The 17,276-nt window shown below is 60.4% G+C and carries 10 protein-coding genes, 2 tRNA genes and 3 rRNA genes; 10 read left to right on the top strand and 5 right to left on the bottom strand.

All coding sequences use genetic code 11. From position 1 onward, the window contains the following. Positions 1-14: 14 nt before the first annotated feature. Positions 15-2,339: a phosphomannomutase/phosphoglucomutase gene (locus tag EAH75_RS19965; protein ID WP_140805911.1), complete on the top strand. Its 2,325-nt coding sequence runs from the start codon at positions 15-17 to the stop codon at positions 2,337-2,339. Between the two features lie 131 nt (positions 2,340-2,470). Here the strand turns inward: EAH75_RS19965 and EAH75_RS14075 are convergent, their stop codons facing one another. The 3 genes from EAH75_RS14075 to EAH75_RS14065 form a co-directional block, all read right to left on the bottom strand. After that, positions 2,471-3,112 (bottom strand): DUF4124 domain-containing protein, encoded by a 642-nt coding sequence (locus tag EAH75_RS14075; protein WP_140651404.1) that lies wholly within the window; start codon positions 3,110-3,112, stop codon positions 2,471-2,473. A 96-nt stretch (positions 3,113-3,208) separates the two neighbouring features. After that, positions 3,209-3,877: an orotate phosphoribosyltransferase gene (pyrE, locus tag EAH75_RS14070; protein ID WP_140651402.1), complete on the bottom strand. Its 669-nt coding sequence runs from the start codon at positions 3,875-3,877 to the stop codon at positions 3,209-3,211. Between the two features lie 24 nt (positions 3,878-3,901). Continuing rightward, positions 3,902-4,396, bottom strand: a complete 495-nt coding sequence (locus tag EAH75_RS14065; RefSeq protein WP_240046201.1) for a GNAT family N-acetyltransferase — start codon at positions 4,394-4,396, stop codon at positions 3,902-3,904. Positions 4,397-4,466: 70 nt separating this feature from the next. Here EAH75_RS14065 and EAH75_RS14060 point away from each other — a divergent pair, with 70 nt between their 5' ends. From EAH75_RS14060 to EAH75_RS14050, 3 genes are all read left to right on the top strand, one after another. Further along, entirely contained in the window at positions 4,467-5,237 is a 771-nt protein-coding gene (locus EAH75_RS14060) for an exodeoxyribonuclease III (RefSeq protein WP_140651400.1), read from the top strand. Between the two features lie 31 nt (positions 5,238-5,268). Beyond that, positions 5,269-6,543, top strand: a complete 1,275-nt coding sequence (locus tag EAH75_RS14055; protein WP_428993515.1) for an AmpG family muropeptide MFS transporter — start codon at positions 5,269-5,271, stop codon at positions 6,541-6,543. A gap of 170 nt (positions 6,544-6,713) precedes the next feature. Continuing rightward, positions 6,714-7,016 carry a hypothetical protein gene (locus tag EAH75_RS14050; RefSeq protein ID WP_240046200.1) on the top strand — a complete coding sequence of 101 codons (303 nt, stop codon included), beginning with the start codon at positions 6,714-6,716 and terminating at the stop codon, positions 7,014-7,016. Here the strand turns inward: EAH75_RS14050 and EAH75_RS14045 are convergent. Next, a complete protein-coding gene (locus EAH75_RS14045; protein ID WP_140651396.1) occupies positions 6,962-8,116 on the bottom strand; it encodes an anhydro-N-acetylmuramic acid kinase in 1,155 nt (384 codons plus the stop codon). The two genes, EAH75_RS14050 and EAH75_RS14045, sit on opposite strands and share 55 nt — an antisense overlap. A gap of 13 nt (positions 8,117-8,129) precedes the next feature. Beyond that, positions 8,130-9,575, bottom strand: a complete 1,446-nt coding sequence (locus EAH75_RS14040; protein ID WP_140651394.1) for an OapA family protein — start codon at positions 9,573-9,575, stop codon at positions 8,130-8,132. Between the two features lie 184 nt (positions 9,576-9,759). Between EAH75_RS14040 and tyrS the strand changes: the two genes are divergently transcribed. From tyrS to rrf, 6 genes are all read left to right on the top strand, one after another. Beyond that, a complete protein-coding gene (tyrS, locus tag EAH75_RS14035; RefSeq protein WP_140651392.1) occupies positions 9,760-10,971 on the top strand; it encodes a tyrosine--tRNA ligase in 1,212 nt (403 codons plus the stop codon). A gap of 773 nt (positions 10,972-11,744) precedes the next feature. After that, positions 11,745-13,289 (top strand): 16S ribosomal RNA (locus EAH75_RS14030). Positions 13,290-13,465: 176 nt separating this feature from the next. Then, a tRNA-Ile gene (locus EAH75_RS14025) sits at positions 13,466-13,542 on the top strand. Between the two features lie 18 nt (positions 13,543-13,560). Then, a tRNA-Ala gene (locus EAH75_RS14020) sits at positions 13,561-13,636 on the top strand. 207 nt (positions 13,637-13,843) lie between these two features. Next, positions 13,844-16,727, top strand: a 23S ribosomal RNA gene (locus tag EAH75_RS14015). A gap of 185 nt (positions 16,728-16,912) precedes the next feature. Next, positions 16,913-17,026 (top strand): 5S ribosomal RNA (gene rrf, locus EAH75_RS14010). The 16S, 23S and 5S rRNA genes sit together here with 2 tRNA genes alongside, the layout of an rRNA operon. The last annotated feature ends 250 nt before the right edge of the window (positions 17,027-17,276 follow it).

Genomic DNA, 17,276 nt, shown 5'->3' with positions numbered 1-17,276 from the left:
CCGTGGGGACGGGTATGGCGTTGAACATCGCGAAAGAACGGCTGCGCAACGTGCAGGTCGACTGGCATGCGCTGTTGCCGCTGGCTGGCGGCACTGCCCTGCTCCTGCTGGGGTTGTTCTGCGTGTGGCAGACCTGGCTGATCGCCGATGAAGGCAGTGCCATCGAGCGGGTCCATGTCGCCCAGGGCCAAGCCGTGCAGGCGATGTCCGACGAGGTTGCCAGGCAGCGCGGCACGGTCGAAAAAGTACTGGGCACCCTGGATCCGTCCACCCTGATGAGTGACCCGGTGCAATCTGCCGCGGCGCTGCGCCAGCAGTTGCCCCAGGCAATAAAGCTGGAGTTGTACAGCGGCGATCTGAACGAGGTGCTAAAGGCCAATTACCGCGAGTTCGGCTACGCCAAGGCGGCCCAGTTGATGGCCGCGCAAAGCGCCGAGGGCGTACCGCTGGTGCAGAGCGTTTCCTATGGCGGCGATCGCCGGCTGAGCCTGGTGATGCCACTGGGGCCACCACAGCAGGCCCAGGCATGGGCGTGGATCGAGCTGCCCTTCGCGCCACTGCGGCAACGTTTCGACGCGATCTCGCCGGCCGGTGGCCGCCTGGATCTGCGCCAGGGCGATGAGCACGGCAACGTACAGCTGTTTTCCCACGGCGCCGCATCGGCCGAAGCCGAAGCGACCAGCAAGCCGGTCGCCGGCAGTATGTTCAGTGTCGGCGCCGGTCTGCCAAGCGCCTTCATCGTGTTGCCGCGGGTGTGGCCCCTGACGGCGTTGCTGGCTCTGTTGGGGTTGGGTGCCGGTGGCTTCCTGTTGCGTCTGCGGCTGCGTTTGCGTGAGACACCGGCAGACGAACCCCAGGAAGTGGCATTGCCTGCGAGAATCGAGAATATCCCGGGATTGACCAAACCAGCGACGCCATCAGCTGCCCCGCCACCGGTGACCCCGGTCAATCCGACGATCAATGTGGATCCGAGCATCTTCCGTGCGTACGACGTGCGCGGCGTGGTCGGCAAGACCTTGAACAAGGAAGTTGCGTACGCACTTGGCCAGTCGATCGGCACGTTGATGGGCGAGAAAGGCCTGCGCGAAATCGTCGTGGGCCGCGATGGCCGCCTGTCCGGACCGGAGCTGGCCGGTGCGCTGGCTGATGGCTTGCGCGCGGCCGGCATTGACGTGATCGACATCGGCGCGGTGCCCACGCCGGTGGTCTATTACGCCGCCTATCGCTTCAACACCGGCTGCGGTGTGGCCGTCACCGGCAGCCACAACCCGCCGGACTACAACGGTTTCAAGATCGTGGTCGGGGGTGAGACCTTGTCCGAGGGCGCGATCCAGGACCTGTACCAACGCATCGCCAGCGGTGCGCTGGAAAGCGGTGGCCAGGGCGGCCTGCGCCAAGTCGACGTGGCGCCCGACTACATCGAGAAAATCGTTTCCGATGTGCTGGCCGAGCGCCGCCTGAAGATCGTGGTCGACTGCGGCAACGGCATTCCCGGTGCGATTGCGCCACAGGTGCTGGAGGGCGTCGGTTGCGAGGTGATCCCGCTGTACTGCGACGTCGACGGCAGTTTTCCGAATCACCATCCGGATCCATCGGACCCGCATAACCTGGAGGACCTGATCCTGTCGGTGAAGCAGACCGGTGCCGACCTGGGCATCGCCTTCGACGGTGACGGCGATCGCCTGGGCGTGGTGACGCAGTCCGGCGAGATCATCTATCCGGATCGCCTGCTGATGTTGTTCGCGCGTGACGTGCTGTCGCGCCAGCCCGGCGCCACCGTGATCTATGACGTCAAGTGCACCAGCCATCTGAAGGGCCAGATCCTCGATGCCGGCGGCAGCCCGTTGATGTGGCGCACCGGTCATTCGCTGATCAAGGCAAAGATGCGCGAGACCGGTGCCGAACTGGCCGGCGAGATGAGCGGGCATTTCTTCTTCAAGGAGCGCTGGTATGGCTTCGACGATGGCATCTATGCCGCCGCGCGATTGCTGGAGATACTTGCCGGCGATCTGCAGGGGCGCAGCCCGGAAGAGATCTTCGCGACGTTGCCGACCAGCGTGTCCACCCCCGAGCTGAAGGTCGAGCTGGAAGAGGGCGAGCACTATCGCTTCATGGACAAGTTGCGGCAGCAGGCGAACTTCGACGATGCCACCCTGATCACCATCGACGGGTTGCGCGCAGACTGGCCGGATGGCTGGGGTCTGGTGCGCGCATCCAATACCACGCCGGTGCTGGTACTGCGTTTCGAGGCGGACAATGTGGCGGCGTTGAAGCGGATCCAGCAGTTCTTCCGCAAGCAGTTGCTGGCGGTGGATTTCAAACTCAAGCTGCCTTTCTGAATGCTGCGGGCTCCGACGAAGTCGAGGCCCGCTCCAGATGATTCCTCCCGCAGCGAGAAGATGTCCTCAGGGTAGGCGAGGAAGCTCCCGCCACCGCCAATCGTCCGCTCCCCGCAGAGCTGACGCCTCGCCTACTGTTGCGATTGCGCTTGTGCCGCCTTGAGTTCGCGATAGCGCACCAGCTGCTTGGCCTGCAGTTGCACGGTCTGCGCGCGCAAGGCCTGCTGACGATGCAGCGTATTGCGCTGCTCGGTGACGACGCCGCGTTGCTGGGCAATGCTGTCGGCCAGGTACTTGGGTACCGGCTGTTTGGCATTCTCCATTTCGGCTGCGCGGCCGAGCAGATCGGTCAGCGCCTTTTCCTGGCTGCGCAGGTTGATCTGGGTCGTGTGGATCTGCTGGTCGATGGTGTCCAGCGTCTGCTGTTGCGAGATCTTGTAGGACTCTTCGTCCGGATAGGCCTCCAGCATCTGCGTTTCGGCGTTGACGATTTCCTGCGCGGCGCGCTGCTTCGCGGCCTCTTCGGTGGCCAGCTTGTTGGCGGCGGCGCGTTCCTGGGCGTTCAACTGGCGCGGCACGTGCTGCACCACCAGGCCCCGGTCGTTGACCAGGTCGTAGCCGTACTTCATCGCATCGGCGGTCAGGCTGTCGCTGAAGTGCATCAGGCCCTGCCCGTCATACCATTTGTAGCGGATGTTGCCGGTGTTTTGAGCGTGCGCCGACAGGCTGGCAACCAGCATGACGACAGCAAAAACGAGCAGTGACTTGCGCATGAATTCCCCCTTGTTTCCCAGTATAGCCATCGTCATCGCGCTGCCTAGCTCTGTACCCGCGGCAACGATTGCCACTGTGATCGGGTTCGCTGGAGTTTACGGGCCTGTGGGTGAACCAATGTGCTGTACCCCGTAGCGTTCACGATAGGTAAGCAGGCGCGCGTGCTCGGCAGCCAGTCGGGGGTGCTCACCGGCATAGGCCAGCACATCGTCCAGACTGGTGATCGCAATCACCGGGATGCCATAGTCCGCGGCCACTTCTTGCGCGGCGGAGCGCTCGCCCTGGCCGCGCTCCTGCCGATCCAGCGCGATCAGCACGCCGGCCGGCTCCGCGCCGTTCGCGCGGATCAGCGCCAGTGATTCGCGCACCGCGGTGCCGGCGGTCATCACGTCGTCGACGATCAGCACGCGACCCTTGAGTGGTGCGCCGACCAGCACCCCGCCCTCGCCGTGATCCTTCGCCTCCTTGCGGTTGTACGCCCACGGCAGGTCGCGCTGGTGCTGCTCGGCCAGTGCGATGGCGGTGGCGGCGGCCAGCGCGATGCCCTTGTAGGCAGGACCGAACAACATGTCCACCGCGATGCCGGCATTCACCACGGCGGCGGCATAGGCACGGCCGAGCCGGGCCAGCGCGGCGCCCGAGTCGATCCGCCCCATGTTGAAGAAGTACGGGCTCTGACGGCCGGATTTCAGGGTGAATTCGCCGAAGCGCAGCACCTCGCGCTGCAGGGTGAGTTCGATGAAGTCGCGCTGGTATTCGTGCACGGGTCGTCTCGCAAACAATGGGAATCAGGGTAGCGGCCGCAGCAATAGGTGCCGGGGGCCAGAACGACCGCCATGGTACAGCTCGCCGCTGTCATGGAAGCCGGTGCGCAGATACAGCTGCAGGGCAGCGTGGTTGTTGCAGTTAACCGTCAATGCCAGCTGGCGTGCGTCGGGGTGGCGCCGGGCGAGGTCGACGAGCATCGCCTGCAATGCCTGTTTGCCCAGCCCTCGGCCTTGCCAGGTGGCATCGATGAAGAACCCGCGCAGGCCCAGCGACGGCAATTCGAAATCGCGTCCGGCCACGCTGCGAGCCGTGGGTTCGATGCAGTAGTAGCCGATCGGCGTGTCGCCCTTCAGTATCGCCATCGGTTCGTTGCCGGGGCACAGCGCGACATCGGCGAGCAGGTCGGCGATCGCGCCGACCCAATCACGCTGTACCGGCAGCACGCGCAGGCCGAGCAACGAGGGATGCAGTTTGGCGTCGACCTGGATGACGCAGAGGGTGGGATGTTCGTGCATATTCGTTTCCACCGGCGATCGCAGGGTAGCCCGGTTGTTATGATCACGCATCACGAGATCGGGAGAGCCCATGCGCATCATCAGCCTCAACGCCAACGGCATCCGTTCAGCCGCGAACAAGGGTGTGTTCGAGTGGTTGCGCAAGCAGGAGGCCGACGTGGTCTGCCTGCAGGAGACCAAGGCGCAGGAGCACCAGCTTGCCGACGCCATGTTTCGCCCCGACGGCCACCACTGCTTCTACCGCGATGCCAGCAGCAAGAAGGGTTACAGCGGCGTGGCGATCTACGCGAAGCGCGAGCCCGACCAGGTGCTGACCGAACTGGGCTGGGACGAGTTCGACAACGAGGGTCGCTACATCGAGGCGCGCTTTGGCAACCTCAGCGTGGTCTCGCTGTATTTCCCGTCCGGCTCCTCCGGCGACGAGCGCCAGCGATTCAAGTTCAAGGCGATGGAGTGGATCACGCCGATCTTCGACAAGTGGCTGGCGAGCGGCCGCGACTACGTCATTTGCGGCGACTGGAACATCGTGCACACGAAGAACGACATCAAGAACTGGTCGTCCAACCAGAAGAACTCCGGCTGCCTGCCGGAAGAACGCGCATGGCTGGACCTGTTGTTCCAGCAGCGCGGTTGGGTCGACAGTTTCCGCGCGATCAAGCCGGACGCGGTTGAATACACCTGGTGGTCGAATCGAGGCCAGGCGCGCGCGAACAACGTGGGTTGGCGCATCGATTACCAGGTCTGCACGCCGTTGCTGCGCGATCGACTGAAGGATTGTTCGGTCTACCGCGGCGAGCGCTTCTCCGACCACGCGCCCTACACCGTCGACTATGCCGACTGAGCCGCTGGCGCCCAGGCCGGTGAAGCCGTCGGTGTGGCGAGCGTTCGCCCAGCCGGCGGCGTGGACGATGTTCCTGTTCGGCTTCTCCTCCGGGTTGCCGTTTCTGCTGGTGGCCGGCACGCTGGCATACTGGCTGAAGGAAAACGGCATCGTGCTGAAGGACATCACGATGATCGCCAGCGCCGGCATGGCGTACGCGCTCAAGTTCGTGTGGGCACCGTTGCTCGATCACTGGCGGATCCCCGGTTTCGCCCGGCTAGGACAGCGCCGCGGGTGGCTGCTGTTCGCGCAGTTGGGCGTAGTTGCCGGCCTGCTGGCGATGGCCTTGTTGACGCCGGCGCTGCTGGTGCCGTTCGTGATTGCCACGCTGTTGGTGGCGTTGTTCGGCGCAACCCAGGACATTGCGGTGGACGCCTATCGCATCGAGATTGCACCGATCGAGGCACAGGGTGCGCTGGTCGCTACCTATTCGCTGGGCTACCGGATCGGCTTGCTGCTGGCCGGTGCGGTGGCGCTGATCCTGGCCGACCATGTGTCATGGCGGCTGGTATATGCGGCAATGGCAGTGGTGATGGTGGTGCCGGTGGCGACCACGCTGATGGCGCGCGAGCCGGACGTATTGCGCAGTCGGCCCGCGCGCTGGCGCGACGCGATGCGTGAGAGCGTGATCGATCCGTTCGCCGACTTTTTCCACCGTTACGGCTGGGTGCTGGCCGGCGTCATCCTGCTGTTCCTTCTGCTGTTCAAGATGCCCGAGCAGGCCACCATCGGCGGCATCATGAGCCCGTTCTACCGTGACATGGGCTTTTCGAAGACCGAGATCGGCGCGGTCACCAAAATCTACGGAATCTGGATCGGCATCGTCGGCGTGTTCATCGGCGGCGCCGCAGTGGCCCGGTGGGGGGCGTGGCGCCCACTTGGAGTCACCATCGTGCTATGCGGTTGCAGCAACTTGCTGTACCTGTTGCTGATCGCGCATCCGGCCAATCTGGTGGTGCTGACCCTGGTGATCTCGGGCGAGAACCTCACTCTCGGCATGCTGGGTCCGCCGACCGTGGCGTTCCTCTCTTCGCTGGTCAACCGTCGGCATACCGCCACGCAATATGCCTTGCTGAGTTCGCTGGTCAACCTGCCGGGCAAACTGCTGGGTTTCTTTGCCGGCGGTATCGCCACGGCAACCGGCTACGGCGGCTATTTCATCATCACGGTGCTGGCGGTGCTGCCTGCCATGTTGCTGTTTGCCTGCCTGTGGCCACGCTTCCGCAGCTTCGAACGCGAGCGCGCGAGCGCCGAGGCGGCGAGTTAGCCCTTCGGCATATCCGCATTGCGTCGGTGCAAGGCCGGCGTGGCGGTGTTCACAGTGCAACTGCCAAGTCGTCCACGAAATCGTGGTCGCGACGCTTGGTTGCGCCGTGGCTGTGCAACCATCCGGTGCTACAGGGGCATGTGCAACATGGAGTGACGCTTGTGCCGGACATGATCTTGCAACACGTCGACAGCCTGCTGGCCGAGCGCGTCAAGGCGCTGGCGAGAGATAGGCAGTGGTCGATCAATGATGTCTTGCTGTATGCCTTGCGCAATGGCCTGGGTATGTCGGCCGCGCAACAGTTCAGCGAAACTCTGTGCGATCCGCAGGCGCTGACCCAGCTGGGTGGGCATTGGGAGGCGGCGGAACAAGGCGTATTCCAGGAAGCGCTGCATGCCTTGGCGCAGACCCACCCGACTCAGCTGGCGCCGGAAAGTATCCGGTTTGGTGAGTCTGGAGCGGGTGCGGAGTAGATTGCCCCCAATACCCGTGGCCCAACCGCCCCGGTCACCGCCGGCAGGTTGCCGGGTAGGCCGAGCAGGCGCCGTCGCGCCAGCCACGCAAAAGCGGTGGCTTCGAGGAAATCCGGATCGATGCCGTAGCGCGACGTGCTGAGCACGATGCGCGGAGCCAGCAGTTCGCCCAGTCGCCGCATCAACGCAACGTTGTGCACGCCACCGCCGCAGACCAGGATCTCTTCTGCCGTCGGCGCCTGTTGGGTGATCGCGGTGACCACGCTGCGAGCGGTAAGCTCCAGCAACGTTGCTTGCACATCGGCCGGTGTCAGTGCAGCCAGCTGCGCATGGGTGGCGAGCCAATCCAGATGGAAGTGTTCACGTCCGGTACTCTTCGGTGGCGGCAACGCGAAATAGGAGTCGGTCAGCATCGCATCGAGCAGGCCGGGGCTGACATGGCCGCTCGACGCAAACGCGCCGTCGCGGTCGAACGGTTCGCCTCGATGACGCTGGCACCAGGCATCGAGCAGGCCGTTGGCCGGACCCGTGTCGAAGCCGCGCACGCTGCCATCGCTGCCGAGTACTGTGATATTGGCAATGCCGCCGAGATTGAGCACCACTCGCGCGAAGCCCGGTCGGCCCAGCAGCATCGCGTGCAGCGCAGGCAGCAGCGGCGCACCCTGCCCGCCAGCGGCGATGTCGGCGCGGCGGAAATCCGCCACCACATCAATGCGGCAACGCTCGGCAATGACGCTGGGATCGCCCAGTTGCAGCGTGAACGGGTAGGCGCCGGTGGGGCGGTGGCGCAAGGTCTGGCCGTGCGAACCGATCGCCCGCACGTCTTGCGCCGCGGTACCGCTTTGCTCAAGCAACTGCAGGGCGGCGTCGGCGAAGCAGCATCCGATTTCGACGTCCAGCCGTCCAAACGCATCCACATCCAGCGCTGCTTCGCCTTGTGCCAGCGCGAGCATGCGGTCGCGCAAGGTCGGTGGCCATGGAAGGGCGTGACTGGCCAGCAACTGCGGCACGCTGCGACTGAAACTGACCAGCACCGCATCGATGCTGTCGGCGCTGGTGCCGGAGATCAGCCCGAGATAGGGCGCCGAGGCGTCATTCACGCGTGCGTTGCGCTCAGTTGTCGTTGTTGGCGGGAGCGTTCGTGCGGGCCAGCTTGATGCGGGCATCAAGCTCGGTCAGCCGCGCCAGCTGAGGCCCTACCACCTGCGCCTTGAACCGCGCCAGCTGGGCGGTCGGCAGGGGCTCGGGTTGCGGCAACGTCACCGTCTGCGGGTTGCGTTGCGCACCGTTGACGCGGAATTCGTAATGCAGATGCGGGCCAGTGGCCAGACCGGTCATGCCGACGTAGCCGATGACCTCGCCTTGCCGTACGTGCTCGCCGACGTGCTGACCCTTCACGAAGCGCGACATGTGTCCGTAGGCGGTGCTGATCGTGTTGCTGTGCTGGACCACCACGAAGTTGCCGTAGCCGCGCTCCCAGCCGTGGTACTTGATCACGCCATCGCCCGCGGCATGGATCGGCGTGCCGCTGGGCGCCGCGTAATCAACACCCTTGTGCGCGCGCATGCGACCCAGGATCGGATGCAGGCGTGCCACGCTGAAGGTCGAGGAGATGCGGGTAAAGTCAACCGGAATGCGCAGGAAGGACTTCTGGATCGGCCGGCCATCCTCGCTGAACCAGCCGTAGTCGCCGTCGGCCTTCTTGAAGCGATAGGCGGTGTAGCGTTTGCCCTGGTTGATGAACTCGGCGGCGATGATGTTGCCCTCGCCGTAGCGCACGCCGTCACGGTAGATGTCGTCATAGATCACCGTGAAGCTGTCGCCGAGGCGCAAGTCCTGCACGAAATCGACGTCATACTTGAACAGATCGGCAAGCTTGCCGACCATCGCCGCATCCATGCCGGCCTGGTCGCCGGCCGCATACAGGCTGCTGCGAATGACGCCATGTGCCACCTGCTCGCGCAGGTCCATGTCGCGCCGCTGGATGGAAACGATGGGCTGCGCGCCGTCGAGGCGAACGATGGCTCGGCTGGCCTGATCCTGGTCAAATCGGAAGCCATTGAGGCTACCGTCGCTGCCAATCAGGAAATCGAATTCCTGGCCTGGACGTATGTTGTGCAGCGCGGATTTTGCAGTACCGGCGGCGTCCATCACCTTCTGCAGGTCGGCCATGCCGAGGCCGCGGGCATTGAAGATATCCGACAGCGTCTGCCCCGGCTGCACCCGCACGACCTGCCAGTCGTCCACGGTGGCGGCGGTGGCGTTGATCGGTGCCACCTTTGGCAGCGCCAGCGGCAACAGAGAATGTATCTCGGGCGTCGGGGCAGGACGCATCGCGCTGGCCCACGCGGGCATGATGAAACCGGAAAGCAGGGTAATCAGAAGTGCGGTACCGGCGAGAACGAGGCGTTCGCGATGCCAGCGGATGGGTTCGATCTCGCCCGAACGGTTGAACGACCAGTGCGAGCAGCGCTCGTAGAAGTGGGAGTGCCGACGCTGTGCCTTGCGACAGATCGCCAGCTTGCGGCCAAGCCGCGCGCCCTGCTTTTCTTCAGCCATGCTATGAACGCCCCGCGGTACAAAGTAACAAACTGCGCGTACCATAGCGGTCATGTGTAAATGGCGTCAACGCCTTTTCCATCAAGGGTTTGCACGACATTCCTGGTTAACACACAATTAACGGCGACAGCACGGCCGGGTTTTCCGGCGGATGCCCGCCCCACGGTAACTTTGAGAGAAATGCATGAGCGAGCTTGAGCAGGCGCTGGCCACGATTGCGCGTGGCGCCGACGAAATCATCAAGCGGGAGGATCTGGCCGAGCGCTTGAAAAGTGGGCGCCCCTTGCGAATCAAGGCGGGCTTCGACCCGACAGCGCCGGATCTGCACCTGGGTCATACCGTCTTGCTGAACAAGATGCGCCAATTTCAGGACTTGGGCCATCAGGTGATCTTCCTGATTGGCGACTTCACCGGCATGATTGGCGATCCCACTGGCAAGAATGTCACCCGCAAGCCGCTCACCCGCGAGGATGTGCTGGCCAATGCAGAGACCTATGCCGAGCAGGTCTACAAGGTGCTGGATAAGGAGCGCACCGAGCTGCGCTTCAATTCCGAGTGGTTTGGTCAAATGTCGGCAGCGGACATGATCAAGCTTGCCGCGCAGCACACTGTGGCGCGCATGCTTGAACGCGACGATTTCACCAAACGTTACGCGGCACAGCAGCCGATCGCGATCCACGAATTCCTGTATCCGCTGGTGCAGGGTTACGACTCAGTTGCGCTGAAGGCCGACGTCGAACTCGGCGGCACCGATCAGAAATTCAACTTGCTGATGGGTCGCGCGCTGCAGGAGCACCACGGTCAAATGCCGCAGATCGTGCTGACCATGCCGTTGCTGGAAGGCCTGGATGGCGTCAACAAGATGTCCAAGTCGCTCGGCAATTACATCGGGATCAACGAACCGGCAATCGACATGGTTACCAAGACCATGAAGATCGGCGATGAGCTGATGTGGCGCTGGTTCGAGTTGCTCAGTTTCGACGTGTCGCTGGACGAGCTGGCAACCATGAAGAAGGAGATCGCCGGCGGTGCGCTCAATCCGCGCGACGCCAAGCTGCGGCTGGCGCGCGAGTTGGCTACGCGCTTCCATGGCGCCGCGGCGGCGGAACTGGCGATCGCCGGCTGGCATGCCGTGGTGCGCGGCGAGGGTGATACCTCGCTGCTTCCGCAGACCGACCTTGTCGTGCCGGCCGAGGGCATACGCCTTGCAGCATTGCTTACCGCGGCCGGCCTCACCGCGAGCAATTCCGAAGCCACTCGCAAGCTCAAGGAGCGCGCCGTTCGGATTGATGCCGAGGTCGTGGAAGACCCGCAACATATCTTCACCATTGGTTTTGAAGGCGTACTGCAGGTGGGCAAGCGCAACTTTGCACGGATAAAGCTCATTCAAGCCTGATCGATACGCCATCCGGGCAGAGAAGGTGGTCGCGGCGGCACGCAGGAAAAAGAAAATTCCGCCCCTGCTCAGCTATTTGCGCCACATCTGCAAAATACTTATCAAGTAATGCTTGCCAAAAAACCGGCAGCTCTTATTATTCGCGTCCCGCAGTCGCCCAACGTTGCTTGACGGACCGCTGGGACCTTCAAAAAAGCTTCAACGAAGGTGTTGACGGTCGTAAAAAGCGATGTAGAATGGGCGGCTCACCTAGGACGAAACGTCCTCGGGGCGATCGAGAAATCGGTGGCAAGTGATTGATCTTTGACAGTGTGCGCAGGTGAATTGTGTGGACGTCTTGCGATGGAGGGTTACGACCTGTCCATAGAAATGCAAGCGTCCAACCAAAGAAACACAGTAATGAGTTTGTTGGTTGGGACATACGCTTCGGAAAGATAGATGGCCGAGCCCGCGAGGGTGAGGTTGTCGAAAACTTAAGTGAAGAGTTTGATCCTGGNTCAACGAAGGTGTTGACGGTCGTAAAAAGCGATGTAGAATGGGCGGCTCACCTAGGACGAAACGTCCTCGGGGCGATCGAGAAATCGGTGGCAAGTGATTGATCTTTGACAGTGTGCGCAGGTGAATTGTGTGGACGTCTTGCGATGGAGGGTTACGACCTGTCCATAGAAATGCAAGCGTCCAACCAAAGAAACACAGTAATGAGTTTGTTGGTTGGGACATACGCTTCGGAAAGATAGATGGCCGAGCCCGCGAGGGTGAGGTTGTCGAAAACTTAAGTGAAGAGTTTGATCCTGGCTCAGATTGAACGCTGGCGGCATGCCTAACACATGCAAGTCGAACGGCAGCACAGCAGAGCTTGCTCTGTGGGTGGCGAGTGGCGGACGGGTGAGTAATGCATCGGGACCTACCCAGACGTGGGGGATAACGTAGGGAAACTTACGCTAATACCGCATACGTCCTACGGGAGAAAGCGGGGGACCTTCGGGCCTCGCGCGGTTGGACGGACCGATGTTCGATTAGCTAGTTGGTAGGGTAATGGCCTACCAAGGCGACGATCGATAGCTGGTCTGAGAGGATGATCAGCCACACTGGGACTGAGACACGGCCCAGACTCCTACGGGAGGCAGCAGTGGGGAATATTGGACAATGGGCGCAAGCCTGATCCAGCAATGCCGCGTGTGTGAAGAAGGCCTTCGGGTTGTAAAGCACTTTTATCAGGAACGAAATACTACTGGTTAATAACCGGTGGGGCTGACGGTACCTGAGGAATAAGCACCGGCTAACTTCGTGCCAGCAGCCGCGGTAATACGAAGGGTGCAAGCGTTAATCGGAATTACTGGGCGTAAAGGGTGCGTAGGCGGTTGTTTAAGTCTGTCGTGAAATCCCCGGGCTCAACCTGGGAATGGCGATGGATACTGGACAGCTAGAGTGTGTCAGAGGATGGTGGAATTCCCGGTGTAGCGGTGAAATGCGTAGAGATCGGGAGGAACATCAGTGGCGAAGGCGGCCATCTGGGACAACACTGACGCTGAAGCACGAAAGCGTGGGGAGCAAACAGGATTAGATACCCTGGTAGTCCACGCCCTAAACGATGCGAACTGGATGTTGGTCTCAACTCGGAGATCAGTGTCGAAGCTAACGCGTTAAGTTCGCCGCCTGGGGAGTACGGTCGCAAGACTGAAACTCAAAGGAATTGACGGGGGCCCGCACAAGCGGTGGAGTATGTGGTTTAATTCGATGCAACGCGAAGAACCTTACCTGGCCTTGACATGTCTGGAATCCTTGAGAGATCGAGGAGTGCCTTCGGGAATCAGAACACAGGTGCTGCATGGCTGTCGTCAGCTCGTGTCGTGAGATGTTGGGTTAAGTCCCGCAACGAGCGCAACCCTTGTCCTTAGTTGCCAGCACGTAATGGTGGGAACTCTAAGGAGACTGCCGGTGACAAACCGGAGGAAGGTGGGGATGACGTCAAGTCATCATGGCCCTTACGGCCAGGGCTACACACGTACTACAATGGTCGGTACAGAGGGTTGCAATACCGCGAGGTGGAGCCAATCCCAGAAAGCCGATCCCAGTCCGGATCGAAGTCTGCAACTCGACTTCGTGAAGTCGGAATCGCTAGTAATCGCGGATCAGCTATGCCGCGGTGAATACGTTCCCGGGCCTTGTACACACCGCCCGTCACACCATGGGAGTGAGTTGCTCCAGAAGCCGTTAGTCTAACCGCAAGGAGGACGACGACCACGGAGTGGTTCATGACTGGGGTGAAGTCGTAACAAGGTAGCCGTATCGGAAGGTGCGGCTGGATCACCTCCTTTCGAGAAAAGACGGTCGCGAGCTCTCCTCGCAAGACGTCCACACAAGACACCTGTACTTTACGCAAAGTCCCTTTTGCGAAGAGCAAAACCGACCATCCATGGGCCGGACTCTTCAACAAAAGCCGCTTCGGATTAGCTTCCAGGCAGGCTGGTGTAGGTTCTGGGGCTCGATCTCTGGGTCTGTAGCTCAGGTGGTTAGAGCGCACCCCTGATAAGGGTGAGGCCGGTGGTTCGAGTCCACCCAGACCCACCATTATTCCAAGGATTCCTTGGGGCCTTAGCTCAGCTGGGAGAGCACCTGCTTTGCAAGCAGGGGGTCATCGGTTCGATCCCGATAGGCTCCACCATGGTTTGGTCCGGCGCGTAAAGTATCAGCACACAAAAGATTTGAAATCATCCGGCATTGAGGCCGGCGTGATGTTCTTTGAAAACAAGTAAACGAGTGACAAGCGTCTTGGTTCGAACCGAACCGAGACAAGTGTTAAGGCACGAAAACGAAGTAACTTGGCTGCACCTGATGAGGGTGTTGGCCCCGAGGCGACTTGGGGTTATATGGTCAAGCGACTAAGCGTATACGGTGGATGCCTTGGCAGTCAGAGGCGATGAAGGACGTGGCAGCCTGCGAAAAGTGTCGGGGAGCTGGCAACAAGCTTTGATCCGGCAATGTCCGAATGGGGAAACCCACTCCGCAAGGAGTACTGCATGGTGAATACATAGCCATGCAGGGCGAACCCGGGGAACTGAAATATCTAAGTACCCGGAGGAAAAGAAATCAACCGAGATTCCCTGAGTAGCGACGAGCGAACGGGGACTAGCCCAAAAGCACATTATGTTTTAGTCAAACGGGATGGAAAGCCCGGCCATAGATGGTGATAGCCCAGTCGACGAAAAGGCATTTTGTGTGAAATTGAGTAAGGCGGGGCACGTGAAACCTTGTCTGAACATGGGGGGACCATCCTCCAAGGCTAAATACTACTGACTGACCGATAGCGAACTAGTACCGTGAGGGAAAGGCGAAAAGAACCCCGGAGAGGGGAGTGAAATAGACCCTGAAACCGTATACGTACAAGCAGTGGAAGCCCTTCATTGGGTGACTGCGTACCTTTTGTATAATGGGTCAGCGACTTACTGTCAGTGGCAAGCTTAACCGTATAGGGGAGGCGAAGAGAAATCGAGTCTGAATAGGGCGCATAGTCTCTGGCAGTAGACCCGAAACCGAGTGATCTATCCTTGGCCAGGTTGAAGGTGCGGTAACACGCACTGGAGGACCGAACCCACATCTGTTGCAATAGATGGGGATGAGCTGAGGATAGGAGTGAAAGGCTAAACAAACTCGGAGATAGCTGGTTCTCCTCGAAAGCTATTTAGGTAGCGCCTCGTGCGAATACTGTTGGGGGTAGAGCACTGTTATGGCTAGGGGGTCATCGCGACTTACCAAACCATGGCAAACTCCGAATACCAACACGTACTACACGGGAGACACACGGCGGGTGCTAACGTCCGTCGTGAAAAGGGAAACAACCCAGACCCGCAGCTAAGGTCCCAAAGTCATAGCTAAGTGGAAAACGATGTGGAAAGGCATAGACAGCCAGGAGGTTGGCTTAGAAGCAGCCACCCTTTAAAGAAAGCGTAATAGCTCACTGGTCGAGTCGGTCTGCGCGGAAGATTTAACGGGGCTAAGCTATGCACCGAAGCTCGGGGTGTGCACATTTATGTGTACGCGGTAGAGGAGCGTTCCGTAAGCCTGTGAAGGTGGATTGTAAAGTCTGCTGGAGGTATCGGAAGTGCGAATGCTGACATGAGTAACGATAATGGGGGTGAAAAGCCCCCACGCCGAAAGCCCAAGGTTTCCTCGCGCAACGTTCATCGGCGCAGGGTGAGTCGGCCCCTAAGGCGAGGCAGAAATGCGTAGTCGATGGGAAGCAGGTTAATATTCCTGCACTTTTCCATAGTGCGATGTGGGGACGGAGAAGGTTAGGTCTACCGGGCGTTGGTTGTCCCGGGGAAAGGCGGTAGGCATGGGTCTTAGGCAAATCCGGGACCCTTTATGCCGAGCACCGAGACGAGCCCTATTGGGCGAAGTGACTAACACCACGCTTCCAGGAAAAGCCACTAAGCTTCAGCTATGGAAAAACCGTACCGCAAACCGACACTGGTAGGCAGGGTGAGAATCCCAAGGCGCTTGAGAGAACTCGGGTGAAGGAACTAGGCAAAATGGCACCGTAACTTCGGGAGAAGGTGCGCCCATTGACGTGGTCACGTGCGTGACTGAGCGTCGATGGGTCGCAGTAACCTGGCCGCTGCGACTGTTTATCAAAAACACAGCACTCTGCAAACACGAAAGTGGACGTATAGGGTGTGACGCCTGCCCGGTGCTGGAAGGTTAATTGATGGGGTCAGCCGCAAGGCGAAGCTCTTGATCGAAGCCCCAGTAAACGGCGGCCGTAACTATAACGGTCCTAAGGTAGCGAAATTCCTTGTCGGGTAAGTTCCGACCTGCACGAATGGCGTAACGACAGCGGCGCTGTCTCCACCCGAGACTCAGTGAAATTGAATTCGCTGTGAAGATGCAGCGTTCCCGCGGCAAGACGGAAAGACCCCGTGAACCTTTACTATAGCTTTACACTGAACGTTGAGTTCTTCTGTGTAGGATAGGTGGGAGGCTTTGAAGCGCAGACGCCAGTTTGTGTGGAGCCAACCTTGAAATACCACCCTGAAGTGCTTGACGTTCTAACCTAGGCCCGTAATCCGGGTCAGGGACCGTGTATGGTGGGTAGTTTGACTGGGGCGGTCTCCTCCCAAAGAGTAACGGAGGAGCACGAAGGTACGCTCAGCGCGGTCGGACATCGCGCACTGTGTGCAATGGCATAAGCGTGCTTGACTGCGAGATCGACGGATCAAGCAGGTACGAAAGTAGGTCATAGTGATCCGGTGGTTCTGTATGGAAGGGCCATCGCTCAACGGATAAAAGGTACTCCGGGGATAACAGGCTGATACCGCCCAAGAGTTCATATCGACGGCGGTGTTTGGCACCTCGATGTCGGCTCATCACATCCTGGGGCTGTAGCCGGTCCCAAGGGTATGGCTGTTCGCCATTTAAAGTGGTACGCGAGCTGGGTTCAGAACGTCGTGAGACAGTTCGGTCCCTATCTGTCGTGGGCGTTGGAGATTTGAGGGGGGCTGCTCCTAGTACGAGAGGACCGGAGTGGACGTTCCGCTGGTGTTCGGGTTGTCATGCCCATGGCATTGCCCGGTAGCTACGAACGGAAGTGATAACCGCTGAAAGCATCTAAGCGGGAAGCACGCCCCAAGATGAGATCTCCCGAGAGCTTGACTCTCCTTAAGGCACCATCAAGACTAGGTGGTTGATAGGTCAGGTGTGGAAGTGCAGCAATGCATGGAGCTAACTGATACTAATGAGCCGTGAGGCTTGACCATATAACCCCAAGACGCTTCGTACGTTCCTCGAAGCTTGTCTGATTCGAATTCACCTCGACGCTTGTCACTCGTTTACACCCTTATTTCACGTGAGATCCGTCTCACGCGAGAGCAAAACCGGCCATTCGTGGCCGGACTCTCAAAGTTGCCGAGTTGGCGCTCTACAGCGCTACTCGCACCCCTTCCCTGGCGGCCATAGCGGCGTGGTACCACCTGATCCCATCCCGAACTCAGAAGTGAAACGCGCATGCGCCGATGGTAGTGTGGCTTTGCCATGCAAGAGTAGGTCACCGCCAGGGGCTTTATCCCAAAAAACCTCCACCCGAAACGGTGGGGGTTTTTTCTTGCCTGCGCGTTGCTGTGGCGACCGCAGGTCGCGACCCGCAACAGGTCACCGCCAGGGGCTTTATCCTGGAAGGCCTCCCCATCCGGGGAGGCCTTCGTCTTTGTGGCGTTTGAGAACGCTTGCTGCCGCGATCGAAGATCGCAGGCTGCAACAGGTTACCGCCAGGGGCTTATCCCAAAAACCTCCACCCGAAACGGTGGGGG

Source organism: Rhodanobacter glycinis, from assembly GCF_006438785.1.
Classification (GTDB): domain Bacteria; phylum Pseudomonadota; class Gammaproteobacteria; order Xanthomonadales; family Rhodanobacteraceae; genus Rhodanobacter; species Rhodanobacter glycinis_A.
This window is presented reverse-complemented; position numbering and strand designations above follow the sequence as displayed.